This is a genomic window from Brevibacterium aurantiacum, assembly GCF_003932995.1.
Classification (GTDB): domain Bacteria; phylum Actinomycetota; class Actinomycetes; order Actinomycetales; family Brevibacteriaceae; genus Brevibacterium; species Brevibacterium aurantiacum.
On the sequence record NZ_CP025333.1, the window covers coordinates 1,162,300 to 1,178,064 of the forward strand.

The 15,765-nt window shown below is 57.5% G+C and carries 19 protein-coding genes, 3 pseudogenes and 2 other annotated features; of the genes and pseudogenes, 15 read left to right on the forward strand and 7 right to left on the reverse strand.

What is annotated here, in order from left to right; all coding sequences use genetic code 11:
* Positions 1–82: 82 nt before the first annotated feature.
* The 8 genes and pseudogenes from CXR25_RS05320 to CXR25_RS05355 form a co-directional block, all read left to right on the forward strand.
* Entirely contained in the window at positions 83–316 is a 234-nt protein-coding gene (locus tag CXR25_RS05320) for a helix-turn-helix domain-containing protein (protein WP_125178020.1), read from the forward strand.
* Entirely contained in the window at positions 313–1,173 is an 861-nt protein-coding gene (locus tag CXR25_RS05325; RefSeq protein ID WP_125178021.1) for a hypothetical protein, read from the forward strand. Before CXR25_RS05320 ends, CXR25_RS05325 begins: the two co-directional genes overlap by 4 nt.
* A gap of 314 nt (positions 1,174–1,487) precedes the next feature.
* Positions 1,488–1,970, forward strand: coding sequence for a hypothetical protein (locus tag CXR25_RS05330; RefSeq protein WP_101598885.1), 483 nt, complete (start codon positions 1,488–1,490; stop codon positions 1,968–1,970).
* 11 nt (positions 1,971–1,981) lie between these two features.
* Positions 1,982–2,185, forward strand: coding sequence for a hypothetical protein (locus tag CXR25_RS05335; RefSeq protein ID WP_096168655.1), 204 nt, complete (start codon positions 1,982–1,984; stop codon positions 2,183–2,185).
* A gap of 39 nt (positions 2,186–2,224) precedes the next feature.
* Positions 2,225–2,533 carry an IS3 family transposase gene (locus CXR25_RS18780; protein ID WP_069599411.1) on the forward strand — a complete coding sequence of 103 codons (309 nt, stop codon included), beginning with the start codon at positions 2,225–2,227 and terminating at the stop codon, positions 2,531–2,533.
* A complete protein-coding gene (locus tag CXR25_RS18785) occupies positions 2,530–3,015 on the forward strand; it encodes a hypothetical protein (protein WP_206430647.1) in 486 nt (161 codons plus the stop codon). Before CXR25_RS18780 ends, CXR25_RS18785 begins: the two co-directional genes overlap by 4 nt.
* A gap of 545 nt (positions 3,016–3,560) precedes the next feature.
* Positions 3,561–4,994, forward strand: a complete 1,434-nt coding sequence (gene ltrA, locus CXR25_RS05350) for a group II intron reverse transcriptase/maturase (protein ID WP_009883329.1) — start codon at positions 3,561–3,563, stop codon at positions 4,992–4,994.
* A 107-nt stretch (positions 4,995–5,101) separates the two neighbouring features.
* A pseudogene (locus tag CXR25_RS05355) lies at positions 5,102–5,575 on the forward strand (IS3 family transposase); the annotation flags it as partial.
* A 705-nt stretch (positions 5,576–6,280) separates the two neighbouring features.
* Here the strand turns inward: CXR25_RS05355 and CXR25_RS05365 are convergent.
* The 5 genes and pseudogenes from CXR25_RS05365 to CXR25_RS05380 all read right to left on the reverse strand — a co-directional run bounded on the left by CXR25_RS05365 (position 6,281) and on the right by CXR25_RS05380 (position 9,178).
* Complete coding sequence (locus tag CXR25_RS05365; RefSeq protein ID WP_125178022.1) at positions 6,281–6,640, reverse strand: hypothetical protein; 360 nt, start codon at positions 6,638–6,640, stop codon at positions 6,281–6,283.
* Positions 6,641–6,652: 12 nt separating this feature from the next.
* A pseudogene (locus CXR25_RS05370) lies at positions 6,653–6,922 on the reverse strand (hypothetical protein); the annotation flags it as partial.
* A 55-nt stretch (positions 6,923–6,977) separates the two neighbouring features.
* Positions 6,978–7,901 (reverse strand): IS3 family transposase, encoded by a 924-nt coding sequence (locus CXR25_RS05375; protein WP_009885551.1) that lies wholly within the window; start codon positions 7,899–7,901, stop codon positions 6,978–6,980.
* Positions 7,809–7,937, reverse strand: a sequence feature (AL1L pseudoknot). (Overlaps the previous gene by 93 nt.)
* Positions 7,898–8,209 carry a transposase gene (locus tag CXR25_RS19335; protein WP_029417909.1) on the reverse strand — a complete coding sequence of 104 codons (312 nt, stop codon included), beginning with the start codon at positions 8,207–8,209 and terminating at the stop codon, positions 7,898–7,900. It overlaps the preceding feature by 40 nt. Before CXR25_RS19335 ends, CXR25_RS05375 begins: the two co-directional genes overlap by 4 nt.
* 357 nt (positions 8,210–8,566) lie before the next feature.
* A complete protein-coding gene (locus CXR25_RS05380) occupies positions 8,567–9,178 on the reverse strand; it encodes a recombinase family protein (RefSeq protein WP_069599738.1) in 612 nt (203 codons plus the stop codon).
* Between the two features lie 376 nt (positions 9,179–9,554).
* On the opposite strand from CXR25_RS05380, the gene CXR25_RS05385 reads away from it, so the two are divergent.
* The 7 genes and pseudogenes from CXR25_RS05385 to CXR25_RS05410 all read left to right on the forward strand — a co-directional run bounded on the left by CXR25_RS05385 (position 9,555) and on the right by CXR25_RS05410 (position 14,574).
* A complete protein-coding gene (locus CXR25_RS05385; RefSeq protein ID WP_162619320.1) occupies positions 9,555–10,352 on the forward strand; it encodes a S8 family serine peptidase in 798 nt (265 codons plus the stop codon).
* The gene (locus tag CXR25_RS05390; protein WP_096161386.1) at positions 10,337–11,173 is read left to right on the forward strand and encodes an SAR2788 family putative toxin; all 837 of its coding nucleotides are present in this window, start codon (positions 10,337–10,339) and stop codon (positions 11,171–11,173) included. The genes CXR25_RS05385 and CXR25_RS05390 overlap by 16 nt, the downstream gene beginning before the upstream one ends.
* A complete protein-coding gene (locus CXR25_RS05395; protein WP_009885516.1) occupies positions 11,151–11,693 on the forward strand; it encodes a hypothetical protein in 543 nt (180 codons plus the stop codon). The genes CXR25_RS05390 and CXR25_RS05395 overlap by 23 nt, the downstream gene beginning before the upstream one ends.
* Before the next feature lie 428 nt (positions 11,694–12,121).
* Positions 12,122–12,298: a hypothetical protein gene (locus tag CXR25_RS18620; protein WP_162619321.1), complete on the forward strand. Its 177-nt coding sequence runs from the start codon at positions 12,122–12,124 to the stop codon at positions 12,296–12,298.
* A 338-nt stretch (positions 12,299–12,636) separates the two neighbouring features.
* Positions 12,637–13,311: pseudogene (gene istA / locus CXR25_RS05400) on the forward strand (IS21 family transposase); the annotation flags it as partial.
* A 31-nt stretch (positions 13,312–13,342) separates the two neighbouring features.
* Positions 13,343–13,654 (forward strand): transposase, encoded by a 312-nt coding sequence (locus CXR25_RS05405; protein ID WP_009883477.1) that lies wholly within the window; start codon positions 13,343–13,345, stop codon positions 13,652–13,654.
* Positions 13,615–13,743, forward strand: a sequence feature (AL1L pseudoknot). (Overlaps the previous gene by 40 nt.)
* Entirely contained in the window at positions 13,666–14,574 is a 909-nt protein-coding gene (locus CXR25_RS05410; protein ID WP_241212412.1) for an IS3 family transposase, read from the forward strand. (Overlaps the previous feature by 78 nt.)
* A 55-nt stretch (positions 14,575–14,629) precedes the next feature.
* Here CXR25_RS05410 and CXR25_RS05415 read toward each other — a convergent pair whose 3' ends face one another.
* On the reverse strand, positions 14,630–15,058 hold the full coding sequence (locus CXR25_RS05415; protein WP_009882346.1) for a hypothetical protein: 429 nt from the start codon (positions 15,056–15,058) through the stop codon (positions 14,630–14,632).
* Positions 15,059–15,086: 28 nt separating this feature from the next.
* Positions 15,087–15,713 carry a hypothetical protein gene (locus CXR25_RS05420; protein WP_125187843.1) on the reverse strand — a complete coding sequence of 209 codons (627 nt, stop codon included), beginning with the start codon at positions 15,711–15,713 and terminating at the stop codon, positions 15,087–15,089.
* Between the last annotated feature and the right edge of the window lie 52 nt (positions 15,714–15,765).

Consider the following 15,765-nt stretch of genomic DNA (forward strand, 5'->3'; position numbering starts at 1 on the left):
CACATAGTCTCTGGGAGAAAAATATTCGGCACGGGACATTTTTAGCTTGCAGAATAGTCCTGTGAGGACTACCGTCGTCCCCATGAGCTATCAAGTGGTCCTGAGGGGCAATATCAAAGCAGCCATGGCGCGTCGCGATTGGCTAGGCCAGAAAACTGCAGAATCTATTGGTCTGACTGCAGCAACCTTTTCGTCTCGACTCCACGGCCGCACGGAGTGGAGGATGAACGAACTCGTCGATCTTGCGAAGGCACTCGACGTTCCGTTCACCCGGCTGGTCGAGGGAATTGATTCTGAGCTGGCGGTGACGGCATGAGCACCGATCTCGTGAGCCACTTCTCAGCAGATGAGGCACGGGAGCTCACCGACGAACTAAGAGCCGATTACGGAGCACTCCAAGTGAAAATCTCGGCCGCGTGGCGAGGCAGGATTTGGATTGCTCTGAATTACGAATCCTGGCAGGACTACCTCGATGAAGAATTCCGAGATGTAAGTTTGCGGCCACCTAAGGAGCTCGAAGAGCAGGTAATCGCAGAACTGAGGGCTGCAGGGATGAGCACTCGAGGCATTGCATCAGCCACAGATCTAAGCCAACCAACGGTAGTCCGACGATTGAACGAACCACGTGATTCAAATGAATCACCTGAACCTGATGAGCCAGTTATCGGTTTGGACGGGAAACAATACGATCGCGAACGACCTCCTAAGCCGACGTCCGCGCCAAATCTGGCGAGGGAGAACATCGTTGACGCGGAAATCGTCGAGGATGACCACCCCACCGACTACGACCTTGTCTCATCGTCCGGTCTTGAACCGGCGTCGGTGAATCTCAGCGAGTCGAGTAACACTCCTGGCCGTGAGCACGTGGTCCGTGCAATCCGGGAACTCCACTACGGAGCAGCTGCACCGTTGCCGATGGTGAAGAAACAGTCCAAGCTGCTCGAGGTTGCGTTCAGTGGGGGAGTCTCCGACCTCGGAACGCTCGAGGGGGACAAGGTCGAAGACCTCGGCCGGGACGTCGCCGACGCACTCGGGGTCCTCTCTGACCTGCTCTCGGCAATGGCCACACAGCCGGCCCCGACGTTTCAGGCCGCGCTGACTCATTCGGACACCGTCGGGTCGATGAAGAAGACCATGACGAACCTCCAAGTCATCGCCCGGAGTCGGTCATGATGGCACTCAAAGTTCGTGGACCCTCCGTTGGTGGACCCTCAATCGAGGCATGGGCAAACGATCAACCGTTCTCAACGATTCTGGTCGTTGGTCTGGCGCTTGCCGTTGTCTTTGCGGTGATCGGGTTCGGAGTCATTATGGTCGGTCGCCTAAATTCCCGCGCAGGTCTGAGTGGGACAGGGAGCGATCTGATATCCCTCTACGCTTACGCTGCTGCCGAGGAAGCGCATGGGTTGAGCTCAACGCGAGGCACGCTCCGGGACTCTGACGGTTCAACTATTGACGTGTGGGGTTGGGATCGGGGAGAGGTGACGGTGGCCCGTCATGACGCGATCCAGATCCGTTGGGGCCAGTGGCACACTGACCTCGACCTCCTCATCGAATTTCCCGCGATCCACGATGTCGCTCACGAAGAGTTCGCAGTGCGGATCCTCGATAGGTCAGAAGTCGCGGCGATGACCCGGAAACGGTGGGAAATCGACCAGAACGATCACATTCTTCTTCGCGACTTCGAGACCGCGGTCGATGCCTTCGACAACGCGCTGCGTGACGGTGAGCACAAAGCCACGATTCTCGGTCGCGGACCGTCCCTGGACCCAGTGCTGAAACGAGTGATGGACGATGCTGCGCACCTCGTAGAGATTCTGCGCCGTCCCGACACCTCAGACGATGACCGGGACCGGACGATGCGGGCACTGTTCAAAGCTCTCAAGCCCATCGTCGGTGACCGTGCGGTCGAGATCCCGGAACTCGAGCCATTCGTGATGAAGCAACTCACGACCACGAAGACCAAGTGATTGGAATACCCATGAAGACCACACACGTGAAGAAACCAGTCATCCTCCTGGCCACCATCATCCTCACCGCCAGCCTGGCTGGATGCGAACCGAAGAAGGTCGAGGAACCCCCGGAGGGCGCGGACGAAACGAATGACCCCTCCGTCGTTGAGGAACGTGGCGACGGGCAAGGGCTCCACGAAGAAGGGACTGATGCAGGGTTAGGTGACATCTAATCTGGCTTGTTGACAGGCAAGCCTGGAAGGATAGACACCATGCCACAGCCCTACCCGAAAGAATTCCGCGACGACGTCATCCAGGTCGCTTTGAACCGGGACTCGAAGACGACGATCGCTCAGATCGCCAAGGACTTCGGGATCCATGAAGGCACCCTGAACAAATGGATCCGCCAGGCCGAGATCGATGCCGGCAACAAACCTGGCAAGTCCACCGACGAATCAGCAGAACTGCGAGAACTACGACGGCGGACTCGCCTGCTGGAGCAAGAGAACGAGGTCCTGCGCCGTGCTGCCGCGTATCTGTCACAGGCGAACCTGCCGTCAAAAGGCTCTACCCGCTCGTGAGAGAGCTCGCCGCCGACGGGATCCCCGTCGCGGTGTCGTGCCGGGTCTTGAAGCTCTCACGCCAGCCCTACTACCGGTGGCTGGCAGCACCGGTTCCTGAAGCCGAGGTCGCCGAAGCCTATCGGGCCAACGCACTCTTCGACGCCCACCGCGACGACCCGGAATTCGGATACCGGTACCTCGCAGATGAGGCGGAGTCGGCAGGCCAGCCTATGGCTGTTCGCACTGCGTGGCGGTTGTGTTCGTCCAATGCCTGGTTCTCCGCCTTCGGCAAGGGCCGGGCCAAGAACGGGAAGAAGCCGGGACCACCGGTCCACGACGATCTATGCGCGTTTGTCGATGCCGACGGACGGACCAGACACGAGTTCCATGCTGATGCCCCGAATCAGCTGTGGTTAACCGACATCGTGCGCCACGAGGCGCTGTTGAACCGAGTGGAGGTGAGAGACCACCACCGCCTGGCTGTCGCAGCAGCCAGGTGAAGTTGAGGGCAGCCTGAACTCCGGGATGGGAGCGAGGGCGGGAAGCAGCCCTGACAACGCCGAGACGATTCCAGTACTGCCAGATGGGTCGGGCTCGGCTAACACGACGGAGAGGTACACGCATAGGAACCAGTGTCCGAACGCTCCTCAAGTCAGACCACCGACTCGAAATCTGGTGGATCGGGGTCGGGTTGCATCGCAGACCGAGGCTGGTGTGCCAGTCGAGGGAACTTCCGGATCGGAGAATGTCGCCGGTCCGGGAGGCCATAGTGAAAGCCTGCGGCGTAGCTATGGCGAGGATGCAGGAGTAAAGCTGGGTACCGATCCCGTCAATCGGTTGAATAGTGAACGTGGGAACCCCGCCGCTGGTCCCTGCTGACCACGGATTCCATGCGTGGTCGGCAGGGAAGGTCCGTCGCCGACTGATACCAGTGGTGTGGGGGCGGAGAGTCCGTAGTAGTCCGAGGTCGGGAAAGCCGACCACATGGCGAAGGGACTCAGTGCCGATTCCGCAATGAAAGTAGGGATGAAAAGGAGGGACACCGGTGAATACGGGTGTGTCGGGGCCAGTCGATATTACTTCGGCATGGCATCGAGTACTTACGATCCAGACGAAATTGCACCAATGGGCGCGCACCGATCCGGGGCGTGTCTTCGATGATGTGTTCAACCTTGTCCACGATCCGGCCTTCCTCGTAGCAGGGTGGGATCGAGTGCGGGGTAACAAGGGCGGTCGGACTGCTGGAGTCGATGGGGTCGCACCCCGGTCCCTGCTTCATGGTCAGGCCGTTGAGGTGCTCACTATGATTCGCCGCCAGGTGAAGACTGGTGAGTTCCGACCCTTGCCGGTGCGTGAGCGCAGGATCCCGAAGTCGAATGGGAAGACTCGTTCGTTGGGGATTCCAACGCTGGCCGACAGAGTGGTGCAGGCGTCGCTGAAGTTGGTGCTGGAACCGATCTTCGAGGCGGACTTCTATCCGTCCTCGTATGGGTTTCGGCCGCGTCGGCGTGCGCAGGACGCGATTGCTGAGATTCATAAGTTCACGTCGAGGCCTTTGAATTATGAGTGGGTCTTCGAGGCTGATATCACTGCGTGTTTCGACGAGATCGATCACACTGGTCTGATTCAGCGTTTGCGTGGACGAATCACGGACAAAAGGGTCCTGGCTCTGGTCAGAAGGTTCCTCAAGGCAGGCATCCTCAGCGAGGATGGTGTCAATAGGAACACTCACACCGGCACCCCGCAAGGAGGGATACTTTCACCACTTCTGGCCAATATCGCCTTGTCTGGGCTTGATGATCACTTCCAAAAGAAGTGGGAGTCGCTGGGTCCGAGCTGGACGCGAGCGAAACTGCGCCGTAGGGGCATCCCGGTGATGAAGCTGATCCGGTACGCGGATGACTTCGTTGTCCTTGTCCACGGTTCGGTCGAGCACGTGGAGGCACTGTGGCACGAGGTGGCTGAAGTGCTCGCGCCGATGGGTTTGCGCCTATCGGTGGAGAAAACGAAAGTGACTCACATTGATGAGGGGTTCGACTTCTTGGGCTGGCGCATCCAGCGTCGGATGAAGAGGGGAACCAGCGGTCAGGCTCAGGTGTATACGTATCCGTCGAAGAAGTCTCTGGCTTCGATCAAGGAGCGTATTCGCGGTCTGACTCGCAGAGCGCAACATCGGACGCTGGCCGATCTTCTCCGCCGGGTGAACCCGGTGTTGAGAGGGTGGTGTGCGTATTTCCAGCATGGGGTGTCGAAAGCGACATTCAGTTACGTTGACCATTACGCGTTCTGGCGGATCGTCAATTGGTTGAATAAGCGTCACCCCAAGCTGAATAAGCATACTGTGGTGCGTCGTTTCCTCCCTGGATGGGAGATACGGACGGAAGGAGTCGAGTTCTTCCGGGCCTGTCGGGTTCCAGTGACTCGCTATCGGTTCCGGGGAACTCGTATTCCCACGCCATGGGACAGTGCTGCGGCTTGACTGGCATGGAGAGCTGGATGCTCAGGAATGGGCACGTCCGGTTCGGAGGGCGGGCCGGGGAAACTTACCAGTCGTGAGGCTGGCAGAGCGCCCCGGTCCGACCCTACTCGGAACACCACACGGGTGAGGGCAAGCTGTACCTCTGCGCCGTCAAAGACGCCTACTCCTCGCGCATCGTCGGATATTCGATCAGTTCGAGGATGAAGGCCCGGTTGGCTGTTGATGCCCTCGAGATGGCTGTGGCCAGGCGCGGTGATGTGGCCGGATGCAAGACGCACAGCGACCGCGGCAGCCAATTCCGGTCGAAGAAATTCACTCGGGCTTTGGCCCGTCATGGCATCATCGGGTCGATGGGCAGAGTCGGCGCGGCTGGCGACAACGCAGCGATGGAGAGCTTCTTTGCGCTGTTGCAGAAGAACGTTCTCGACCGCCGCCGATGGGCGACCCGTGACCAACTGAGAATCGCGATAGTGACGTGGATCGAGCGGACGTATCATCGACGTCGCCGACAAGCTCGGTTGGGTCGTTTGACACCGATTGAGTACGAAGCGATCATTGAGTCACCTGCACTCGCAGCGTGACACTTGAATTGTCACCTCTCCTTGCATCAGTCCCTTTCGTGGTGATCTCTGCTCGAGTCGCCATCGACAGTTCACTCCCCATAGCTTCCGAGGGTCCACCATTTCGCGGGCAAAAGTATATGAGGCACCGAGGGTGGCATCCGGGCTGTTTATCTGAGTCTTGCCGGTCGATTGACACCAGTAGAGTACGAAGCAATCATAGAGCCAGCTGCTCTCGCAGCTTGACACTCAAACTGTCACCTTTCTTTGCATCAGTCCCTTTTAGGCCTTTGGTCGAGCGTGACGTTTCCGGCCATCCCTGGCCACGAAAGCCACAGCAATGACCACCCAGCAAACATAGAGTAAGACCATAGGGATGAACACGATTGCCGGTAGGTAGTCGATTGAGCTAGACAAGAACAGCCAGGCCAGTTCTGCAACCATAAGCGCACCAAGCGCCAGGTTGGCAACGCCCATCCACCGCTTCTTCGTCGCTTCCCACGCGGAGTACAGAATCGATAGCTGCAGAACGAGAGTGGCGGCAACGAGCAGGAGCACTGACAGTACCTGTCGGACAACAAGCCACCCCGGGGAAGTGAAATCGAGGAGGAGGGCAACAGCACCAAGCACTACGCATCCTGCACCGGATAAAGCAAAGAAAGTCGGTCTACGGGTCACAGGTACTTGCTCCAAGTTCGAGCTGCGACGGCCCCATACGGAGAGCAATCAAATTTGCTTAGGACCTGTTGACCGGTAAATCTTGACCGCCGCGATGACAACGAAGACGACTGTTGCAACCCCCAACAAAAGAGGAATCAGGCCGTCGAGAATTGCTGTGATCGGACTGAAGTAGCCAGCCCACACGAGACCGGCAGCCAGCAAAACAGTCAGGGTCATGCCGGAAGCTACCCACTTCCTCGCTGACACCGGAGCTATTGGTGACCGGTGGATAGCTAGAGCGACGAGTACACCAGAGACCAGAACGAGCACGATTGAAACGAACGCTGGCACAGAGAGAACATAGAGCACCATCGCAGCGACAAAAGCAACAAGCCCTCCGAGGACAAGACTTCTTGATGAATTCACGACTGAGTGCCCCTACAGCTTCTTGACGAAAGTATTTGCTGTCACTGCTGCATAGTAGACGCCTACCGTGATGTAGCAGTTCTGGCGGAAGACCGTACCTTTGGAAAACTGATGCTGGCACTGCTGCTTCATCTGCCTTTTGAGTTTTCCATTGGCGCTGTACCACTGCTTCTTTTTAGTAGAGTTTGAGATTTTCTTCCCCATGATTGCTTGGATGTTCATATCGTGTCGGGCACACGGTCCACGGAAATCGACTCGATACTTACCAACCACAGGCTGGTCTGGAGAGGAGGTGTGTCAAGCCCCGGGTTTGGTAGAGGCTGTTTTTCTTGGTTTCCTAGGCAGCTGCTGACTCGATGTGACCCTGGTCGATCCATTCAGCATGAACCTCGAATGGCGGTCGGTAATCAATGGCTGAATGCAACCGTTCCTGGTTGTACCAGCCCACCCATTTTGATGTCTCAGCCATCACCTCGATCAGTCCCGACCACACTCTCCGATCAATCAACTCGGCTTTATAAACTGAATTCAAGGCCTCGGCCATGGCGTTATCGTACGAATCCCCACGGGACCCCACAGACGCCACGATCTCGGACTCAGCGAGGGTCTCGCCGTAGCGAATCGACCTGAATTGCACGCCCCGATCTGAGTGGTGCACGAGTCCGGAAACGTCCTCTCCGGCCCTGAATTTCGCGGCTAAAGCCATGGTCAGAGCATCACGAGCTAACGATTCGCGCATGTGGTTCGTCACTTGCCAGCCCACGATCTCGCGGTGAAACACATCCAGAATGAACGTCGTGTACACCCACCCAGACTGCGTCGGTACATACGTGATGTCGGCGACCCATAAACAATTCGGACCGTCCGCTGCGAACTCGCGCTCGACGAGATCGTCCGGGCACTCCTCGGCCTTGGCTGATGCCGTCTTCGGACGTTTCCGTTTCCGACGAACACCGTCAATGCCCAACTGGCGCATCAACCGCTCGATGGTGCACCGGGCGACGTTCCCGAACCGATCTGCGTAGTCACGGTTGATCGCCTTCCACATCTTGCGTACTCCGTAGCAGGAATAGTTGGCCTCATAGACATCCTTGATCACGATCATCAGATCAGCATCCCGAAGAGCCCTGACCGAGGGCTGTCGCTTCTTAAACGCGTAGTACGAGCTCACAGCAATCCGGGCGGCAGTCCCTTTCAGGGCGCGCACGATTGGCTCGACTCCAAACTCGTGTTTGTTCTCGTCGATGAAGTCAACGATCACTTTGATGGGCGGTCGAGCTCCGCCGCGAAGAAAGCCGAGGCCTTCTTCAGGATCTCGTTCGCCCGCCTGGACTCGGCTAACTCGGCCCGCAGACGGCGGTTCTCGGCCTCAAGATCAACTGACTCCGTCGGTGTAGCGTTGCCAGAGTCTTTGTGCTTACGCACCCAGACTCGCAGGGTTTCTTTGCTCAGCCCGAGTTCGTTCGCGACGCGGGTGATTGCCCCGTTCGCGCTATCGGGATCGGCTTGGGCATGCATAACGAGTTCAACGGCACGAGCCTTGAGTTCGTCGGTGTATTTCACTGGCACGAGAGAATCTCCTTCTTCCAATCTCCCTGCCTCTATTATCCCCGGAGCAATTCAGTGCAATAGTCGTGCCAGCTCTTTGGTTTGCAAGACTTCGGGCAATACCGGTAATTCTTGGGGATGGTGACTCTCCCTGGCTTCTTGGCGTAGGGAGTTAGAGGACCACCAGGTTTGACCTTCAGGGGAGTGGTTTCAGCTTCAAAGAGGTTGAGTCGTAACTGGCGCTTACGATTTGCAGGAAGGCATTGACGCCGAGGCGGCCGAAGCTGCAATGGGCCGCAGTGCCGACGAGACTACCAAGGCTCACAGTCGGGCCATCCTCGTGCTAGCTGAAGCAACGAGAAGAATGGACAAGGGACTTCACCCGGCAGGAGTGTAGGCTCCTGAGCCTTTGAGTGCGTTGTACAGCGTCTGCCGAGAGACCTCATAGCGTCGGGCGACCCCGGCCACCGAGATCCCCATGTCGACCATCGCCCGGCAGGCTTGCACGTCCTCGTCGGTGAGCTTGCGCTGATAGACCCCCTGAGCCTTCGCCAGCTCAATCCCCTCCCGCTGCCGTTCAAGGATCCGCGCGCGCTCGAACTGCGCCATGCCCGACAGAAACGTGAGGAACAGTTCCTGCATAGGGGAGCTGCCATCTTTGGAGACGGTGATGTTCTCCGAGACGAAGGTGACCGTGCACCCTTTCCCGGTCAGTGTGTCGACGAGCGAGTAGAGATCTCGGGTGTCTCGTCCGAGGCGATCCAACGAGGCCACACGAATATGGTCACCCTCGCGGGCATAGTCGATGAGCTTGTTCAGGCCTGCGCGGTTGGCGCGTGATTTCCCGCTGAGCTTGTCCTCGAACGTCTTATCGCACCAACCGATGGTCTCGTATTGCCGGCCAGGGTTCTGATCGGCGCTACTGACGCGCACGTAGCCGAGGGTCTGTCCGAACAGGGCATCTGAGGGGTTCTCGGAGTCGGTAGGCATATGTGTCCAATCACTGGAATCGCAACCCGTTTGACAGCATTCTTCCGGCCGAGATCTCGAATGTCAAAGGGGTATACCCGATTGACATGATCGCACTCATCCGGCCTGCTGGGCCGAAGTTTTCTCGAAATTTCATACTTTCGTGCGAGGCGCCCGCGGCGCCCACACTGTATGACCGGACCTGCGGCAGGTAACGGTTTGATTGCTTTCACACGAGCGACCCCGGAAGCCAACTCAGGGATTGTTAGGTTTAAGGACGGCTTATCCCCATGAAAGATCGTCCCCACCTTTCTTCACAGACTGCGAGACCATGCGAGAAGACTCCCGGATGGCCCTGGCCCCCGTTCATCCCCGCCGGTGGGTCCAGCGTGCCCTGGTGGCAGTCGTCGTCATCGTTTTCGCCATGGCCGCCATTTTCATCGTTTTCACGCCAGTAGAAACTGTTTCGAAGGTTCGGGTCGCAATCATCGATGGAGGAATTGACCCCACCTACCCAGCATTGAATAAGGCGAAGATCGAGGTTCGTTCGGTGCCGGGCGCCCCGTCGAGAGTGAGCGAACACGGGTCAGCCATGGCCGCGATCATGGTTGAAAGCGCGTCAGCAAAACCATCTACACGATCTCCGACGATCGAGATCGTCGATGTCCCGGCTCTTGATGTTTCTGGTGTCGGGGAAGTTGAAGACTTGGCGACTGGGATCACGACTGCGACGCAACAAGATGTGGATATGATCGTCGCCGCGCTCGGGACCGAAATGGACGTGCCAGAGCTGAAGGAAGCGGTCCGTCAAGCTCAAAACGATGGCGTGACCATCTTTTCCGCTGCCGGGAACGGTATTGGAGATTTCGCCTCATACCCAGCCCAATATGAGGGAGTGATCTCAGTGGGGGCACTGAACAAATCAGGCCGCCGCCTGAGATTCACGAATACTCGAGCAACGAATCTCCTTGCTTCCGGTGAGGAGATCCGCGTTGAGAGCCCGGGAGGTGGGGCCCAGCCGTATTCAGGGACGTCTCCTGCAACAGCGATTGCTGCGGGAAAGATTGCCGCGTGCTGGCCACTGATTGCTCCACACACTCTTGATCAGACCCGCAGGAACACTCCTGTCGATCAAGCGATAGAAGAATCCATTGAAGAACAAGGAAAGGATCCGAGGGAATGCAAGTCTCTTTAAGGAAGAGCGTTGCTGCTGTTGCAGCGGTGACCGCGTTAGCGGTGGGGCTGTCGACGGCAAATATTTCACCCGTCGCGGCCGACGAGCCAACCGAAGTACCAAGCGTCAGCACACATAGTGTCTCTGTTGATCCTGATGAGGCGACCTCAGGTGTTGAGTCGCTTGATGAGGGCGGCGACAACCTAGATACGACTGTAGACGTCGACGCGGTCGGTGGCACAGTCTCCACCTCGGTTGAGGCTGAAGGTATTGATTCGCGTGTGGATGTCGCCACGGATTCCGATGCTCCTCTTGATGAGCTGATCCAGTCGGTGACGGTTGAAGCAGTCGTCGATGGTGAAGACATTGAAAGCGAACTACTCGTCCGTGATTTCACCTATTTAGGTGATGAAGCCTTCACCGCAACTCTCGAAGATGCTCAGTCCGGAGAAACCATTGAGGTTTCTTCTGCCCAGGTGAATGCGCAGGCATTCCCGATTCTGTGGGTTCTTGGCCTCCTCGCTCGTGTCGGGATTAAAGCAGCGATCAAGCAAATAGGGAAGTCGAAGATCAAGAAGGCCACCTCCAAGTACCTTCTTCAGAAGGCCAACGCGAACACCTGGAAGCATATCCGGGCGAAGAAGCACAACTGGGGGAAGATTGGCGGCACCTCGCGATCGAAAATTGCGAACTTAATGTCTCGTGCTATGGCTAACGGCAAGCACTCGAAACGTGGTGCGAACGGAATGCAGGCTGTCCTTCCCTACAAGGGTAAGTACATAGTTGTCACATATGCGAAGAAGGGTGGGAAGATCAGTAATGGCTGGTGGGGTAAACCGTGATAGCGCACAGGCACTGACTGAGGCGATCGTCGCTGCGGAAAAGGGCTCACTTGACAGTGCGTTGCAGCTTGCGGGCGCTATGTCGATAAAGGACGTCGCCTATGCCCTTGTCGAAGGGTTCGAAGATACTGGGAGCCCCGTTCACAATTTCGAAGAGATCCGTGATCGGTTCATTTGGCGGTGGGTTTCTTCGCTCGACCCAGTAGAAGTACTTGCCGCGCTTGTCGCCATCGACGGTGTTTACAGCAACGATTTAGTGGTTCTGCCACATGCGGAAGACCGGTTCACGACCAGGCTCTTAGAAGCTTCTGCGGATGCCGTTCGTGTAATTAGCAAGCATCTTTCCTACGTGAAGGATCTTGCTGGAGGCCCCGATACTAGTTTCAATGAGGCCTTCGCCGCGCGGGTGACAGAACTTGCTGACGGTCCGTTGGCTCAGATGTCTGACGATTTGACCTCACAGGCTCAGCAGCTAGCGAAGCTACAGCAGAACGCTGATGAAATCGAGTCGGACGAATAGGAGCTAGCTTTAAACCCACAAGGGCGGGGCCGCAAATCTACGGTCCCGCCCTTGTGGGTGCGGCTGTTGGAGTTTGTGCAGACAGCTGACGAAATCGGCTTCGCAGATCGAGAGGGCGACTTTCCAGCGTCTAGGTGGTGCCGTCCTTGACAGTTTCGTTCGCAATCTAGTCCAGTTCTTGGACGGATTCGGTGAGCGGGGATACCCGGTAGACATTTCCGCCCGTCGTGACCGGCTCCACCGAATTCGTCTTGGAGGTCACATATTCGTGACCAACTACCGCGACAATCACTGACGCTTCAAGCCCGTTGTCGTTGCTTGCCGAGGAAGGACACGTTCCGTCGAACCTCCGTTCACGATATGGCTGTCCGAGAACTCGAGCTGATGAATTTTCACCTCCGTTGTGGCTAGGTAGCCGGTATAGTCCCATGACCATGGATGTGTTTAGTTTTGTGATCGTCGGGGTTTATGTGCTCAGCGGTGGCCTGGTGCTCTCATTGCTGGTGCTCGGTTTGATTGTTCTGCTCAAGGTCAACAACCTGCTCGACCTCGAACTGGCCAAACGGGTCGAGCAGAAGAACGAGAACCCGCAATCCGCAGAATAAGTCCTCGCTGCCCCTGAACGCGGCGATGGCCTGATTGTCATCGAAGTCGACGTGACTCCGAAGACCAGACGAGGGAGCGTAGTGGTACACCACCTGTTTCGCATCACCCTATGCCTGCTGGCAGCTTTGGTAGCAGTGAGCTGTGAGAAGTTCATTTACGGCCGGATCATCCTGACACCAGACTCGGTCTGGGATTTGGTTATGACAGTGTGAAGTGGCCCCGGCATGACGGTTTCATCTGGCCCCACCCGCGACTCGCCGATGGTGTTGCGACGGCCACAACTGGCCCCACCCGAACCTAGAAGAACCTACTGGTTCAACAGAACGGGGCCACCACCTTGGAGTCACGAGTGGAACTCTTCGCCACCATCCGCCGCGACGCCCGCATCGAAGGACTCTCGATCCGAGCTCTCGCCAAACGCCACAACGTCCACCGCCGCACCATCCGCCAAGCCCTCGACAGTGCTGAACCACCAGCCAGAAAGCCCCCGGCTAGGTCGTCGCCGAAGCTTGATCCTTACAAGCCCGCGATCGATACCATGCTGCGCTCGGACCTCGACGCGCCCAGGAAACAACGCCACACAGCAACCCGGATCCTGAACCGGCTCATCGACGAACACGCAGCCGCGGGACTCTCATACTCAACCGTCCGCGACTACGTGCGCGTCCGCCGGGCAGAAATCGATACCGCGGCCGGCAGGCGTAAAGAAGTCTTCATCCCCCAACACCATGCCCCTGGTGCTGAAGCTGAGGTCGATTTCGGGGAAGTCTGGATCATCCTCGACGGAGTGAGAACGAAGTGTCACATGTTCGTCTACCGACTCTCCCACTCCGGCAAAGCCATCCACCGTGTTTACCCGACCTGCGGGCAAGAAGCCTTCCTCGAAGGCCACATCGACGCCTTCGAAACTCTCGGCGGTATCCCGACCAGGCATATCCGCTACGACAACCTCACCGCCGCCGTCACCACGGTCTTGCACGGGAAGGATCTGAATCGCCCCGGGGATAATAGAGGCAGGGAGATTGGAAGAAGGAGATTCTCTCATGCCAGTGAAGTACACCGACGAGCTCAAGGCTCGTGCCGTCGAGCTCGTCATCCATGCTCAAGCGGATCCGAACACCGCAAACGGAGCGATTGCCCGTGTAGCCAAAGAGCTCGGGGTGAGCAAGGAAGCGCTGCGGGTGTGGGTGCGTAAGCACAAAGACTCGGGCACAGCGACGCCGGCGGACTCCGTTGATCTTGAGGCTGAGAACCGTAGGTTGCGGGCTGAGTTGGCTGAATCGAAACGGGCAAACGAGATTCTTCGCCGTGCCTCGGCTTTCTTCGCGGCGGAGCTCGACCGCCCATCAAAGTAATCGTCACCTTCATCGACGATCATCGCGACGAGTTCGGAGTCGAGCCAATCGTGCGCGCCCTGAAGAGGACGGCGGCACGGATTGCTGTGAGCTCGTATTACGCGTTCAAGAAGCGTCAGCCATCGGCTAGGGCCCGTCGGGATCAGGCGCTGATGGTGGTGATCCAGGACGTCTATGAGGCGAACTACTCCTGCTACGGGGTGCGGAAGATGTGGAAGGCGATCAACCGCGAGTACACCGATCGGTTCGGGCATGTTGCTCGGTGCACGGTGGAGCGGTTGATGCGCCAGTTGGGCATCGACGGGATCCGGCGGAAGCGGAAGCGTCCGAAGACGGCTTCGGCTAGGGCTGAGGAGTGTCCGGATGATCTTGTCGAGCGTGAGTTCGCAGCACCGGCACCCAATTGTCTATGGGTCGCTGACATCACCTATGTTCCGACGTCTGCTGGGTGGGTGTACACGACGTTCATCCTTGATGTGTTCCACCGGGAGATCGTCGGCTGGCAGGTGACGAACCATATGCGGGAGTCTCTGGCCAGGGACGCTCTGACGATGGCTCTGGCGGCGAAATATAGGGGTGGTGAAGATGTCTCCGGGCTTGTCCACCACAGCGACCGCGGCGTTCAAGTCCGATCGATTCGCTACGGCGAGACCCTGGCGGAATCCGAGGTCGTGGCGTCGGTGGGGTCACGTGGAGACTCGTACGACAATGCCATGGCCGAGGCTCTGAACTCGGTCTACAAGGCAGAGTTGATTGACCGGAAGGTGTGGTCGGGGTTGATCGAGGTGATGGCGGAGACGTCGAAGTGGGTGGCCTGGTACAACCAGACACGGTTGCATTCAGCGATTGACTACCGCCCGCCGTTCGAGGTCCATTCGGAATGGATCAACCAGTCCGCGATTGAACCCGCGGCTGCTTAGGAAACCAAGAAAAGGAGCCTCTACGAAACCCGGTGCTTGACAGTGTGTTCCTCGTTTAGTTGTTGATTTTCTCCCAGTCCGCCGGATCATCGACGACTGGGAAGTTGCCATCCAGTCGAATGTCACCGACGGTAATGACCTGAATATGGCCAATCGCAAGCATTTTGCGGGCGTTAGCCTGTTGATAGATCACGGACTCGATAGCTGCATCAGTCAACAGGTCGAGGACTTCTCCCTCTGGGGACTCTCTGATCGTCGACATGTAAAAGTAGCCATACACGGTGTCGCCAGGCTCAACCCAATGCCCCTCCGAATCATTGATGAACCGTTCTTCCCAGCTGACTTCGTACTCTGAGTGTTCGGCCTCGAACCGCTCACAATCTCGCTCGTCAGTCACAATCCCTATGAACGGATCGATCATCTCTTCCGAGTCGAACGGCGAAGGCTGTTTAGCGAAGAGCAAAAATACCTTCTGGTTACCCATAATCACCTCATCTGCAAGTCAGCGGCTTCTAGTGCGGACCGCATGGTACTGAGAGTATCGGCGAAGTCACCCGCGCCCAAAGTGTCCGGCCCTGATACCGCAGTCGGCCGATCGAGCTGGCCGACCATTTGTGCTTCTTCGTTCCCTTGCACTTATATTTCATGTTCGTCTGCGTGAATTTCACCGTATAGTACTTCTTCTTGTATTTGCCGCCGGTACGCAGGTCCTTGTCGTTAGCGGTTTGTGGGATTTCGATCCCAGCCTTGACCCACATGAGACCGTTCTTCACTCTCAGTTGGGAGGCCATCTTGATTCCGGTCACCTTCTTCGTGCACACCGTGACCGGTTTCACTCCACCGTATTTGTATCCGGCTGATTTTCGGGTGTGGAATCCGGCAGGGTGCAAGGTGGGTCCGTACCGCTTGTACGCAGCCTGGGCCGAGATGCCCTGCGGGTGTTCTTTCTCGATGGCGTCGAGTTTCCGCATCGCTTCTTCTTCGGTGTCGGCCTCGACGTAGGGAGATGGTCCCTGCGAAGATGTGATTTCTTCTTCGCTGACTTCGTCTGGTTCGGAAGCCGTGGCTGGGGTGGCTACGAAGCTGAGAAGGAGGAATGTCAGGGTCGTACAAGCCAATGCTGGTTTGAATCTCCTCATAGTGGTGCCTTTCGCTGTGGGTAGAGTCCGTTCACTGTTAGCAGCGAACGGA

Coding starts and splice junctions, on each gene's coding strand:
- CXR25_RS05390 (WP_096161386.1), top strand. CDS start 10,337: ATGCAAGTCTCTTTAAGGAAGAGCGTTGCTGCTGTTGCAGCGGTGACC.
- CXR25_RS05380 (WP_069599738.1), bottom strand. CDS start 9,178: ATGCCTACCGACTCCGAGAACCCCTCAGATGCCCTGTTCGGACAGACC.
- CXR25_RS05325 (WP_125178021.1), top strand. CDS start 313: ATGAGCACCGATCTCGTGAGCCACTTCTCAGCAGATGAGGCACGGGAG.
- CXR25_RS05405 (WP_009883477.1), top strand. CDS start 13,343: ATGCCAGTGAAGTACACCGACGAGCTCAAGGCTCGTGCCGTCGAGCTC.
- CXR25_RS05335 (WP_096168655.1), top strand. CDS start 1,982: ATGAAGACCACACACGTGAAGAAACCAGTCATCCTCCTGGCCACCATC.
- CXR25_RS05415 (WP_009882346.1), bottom strand. CDS start 15,058: ATGGGTAACCAGAAGGTATTTTTGCTCTTCGCTAAACAGCCTTCGCCG.
- CXR25_RS18620 (WP_162619321.1), top strand. CDS start 12,122: ATGACCATGGATGTGTTTAGTTTTGTGATCGTCGGGGTTTATGTGCTC.
- CXR25_RS05395 (WP_009885516.1), top strand. CDS start 11,151: ATGGCTGGTGGGGTAAACCGTGATAGCGCACAGGCACTGACTGAGGCG.
- CXR25_RS05320 (WP_125178020.1), top strand. CDS start 83: ATGAGCTATCAAGTGGTCCTGAGGGGCAATATCAAAGCAGCCATGGCG.
- CXR25_RS18780 (WP_069599411.1), top strand. CDS start 2,225: ATGCCACAGCCCTACCCGAAAGAATTCCGCGACGACGTCATCCAGGTC.
- CXR25_RS05420 (WP_125187843.1), bottom strand. CDS start 15,713: ATGAGGAGATTCAAACCAGCATTGGCTTGTACGACCCTGACATTCCTC.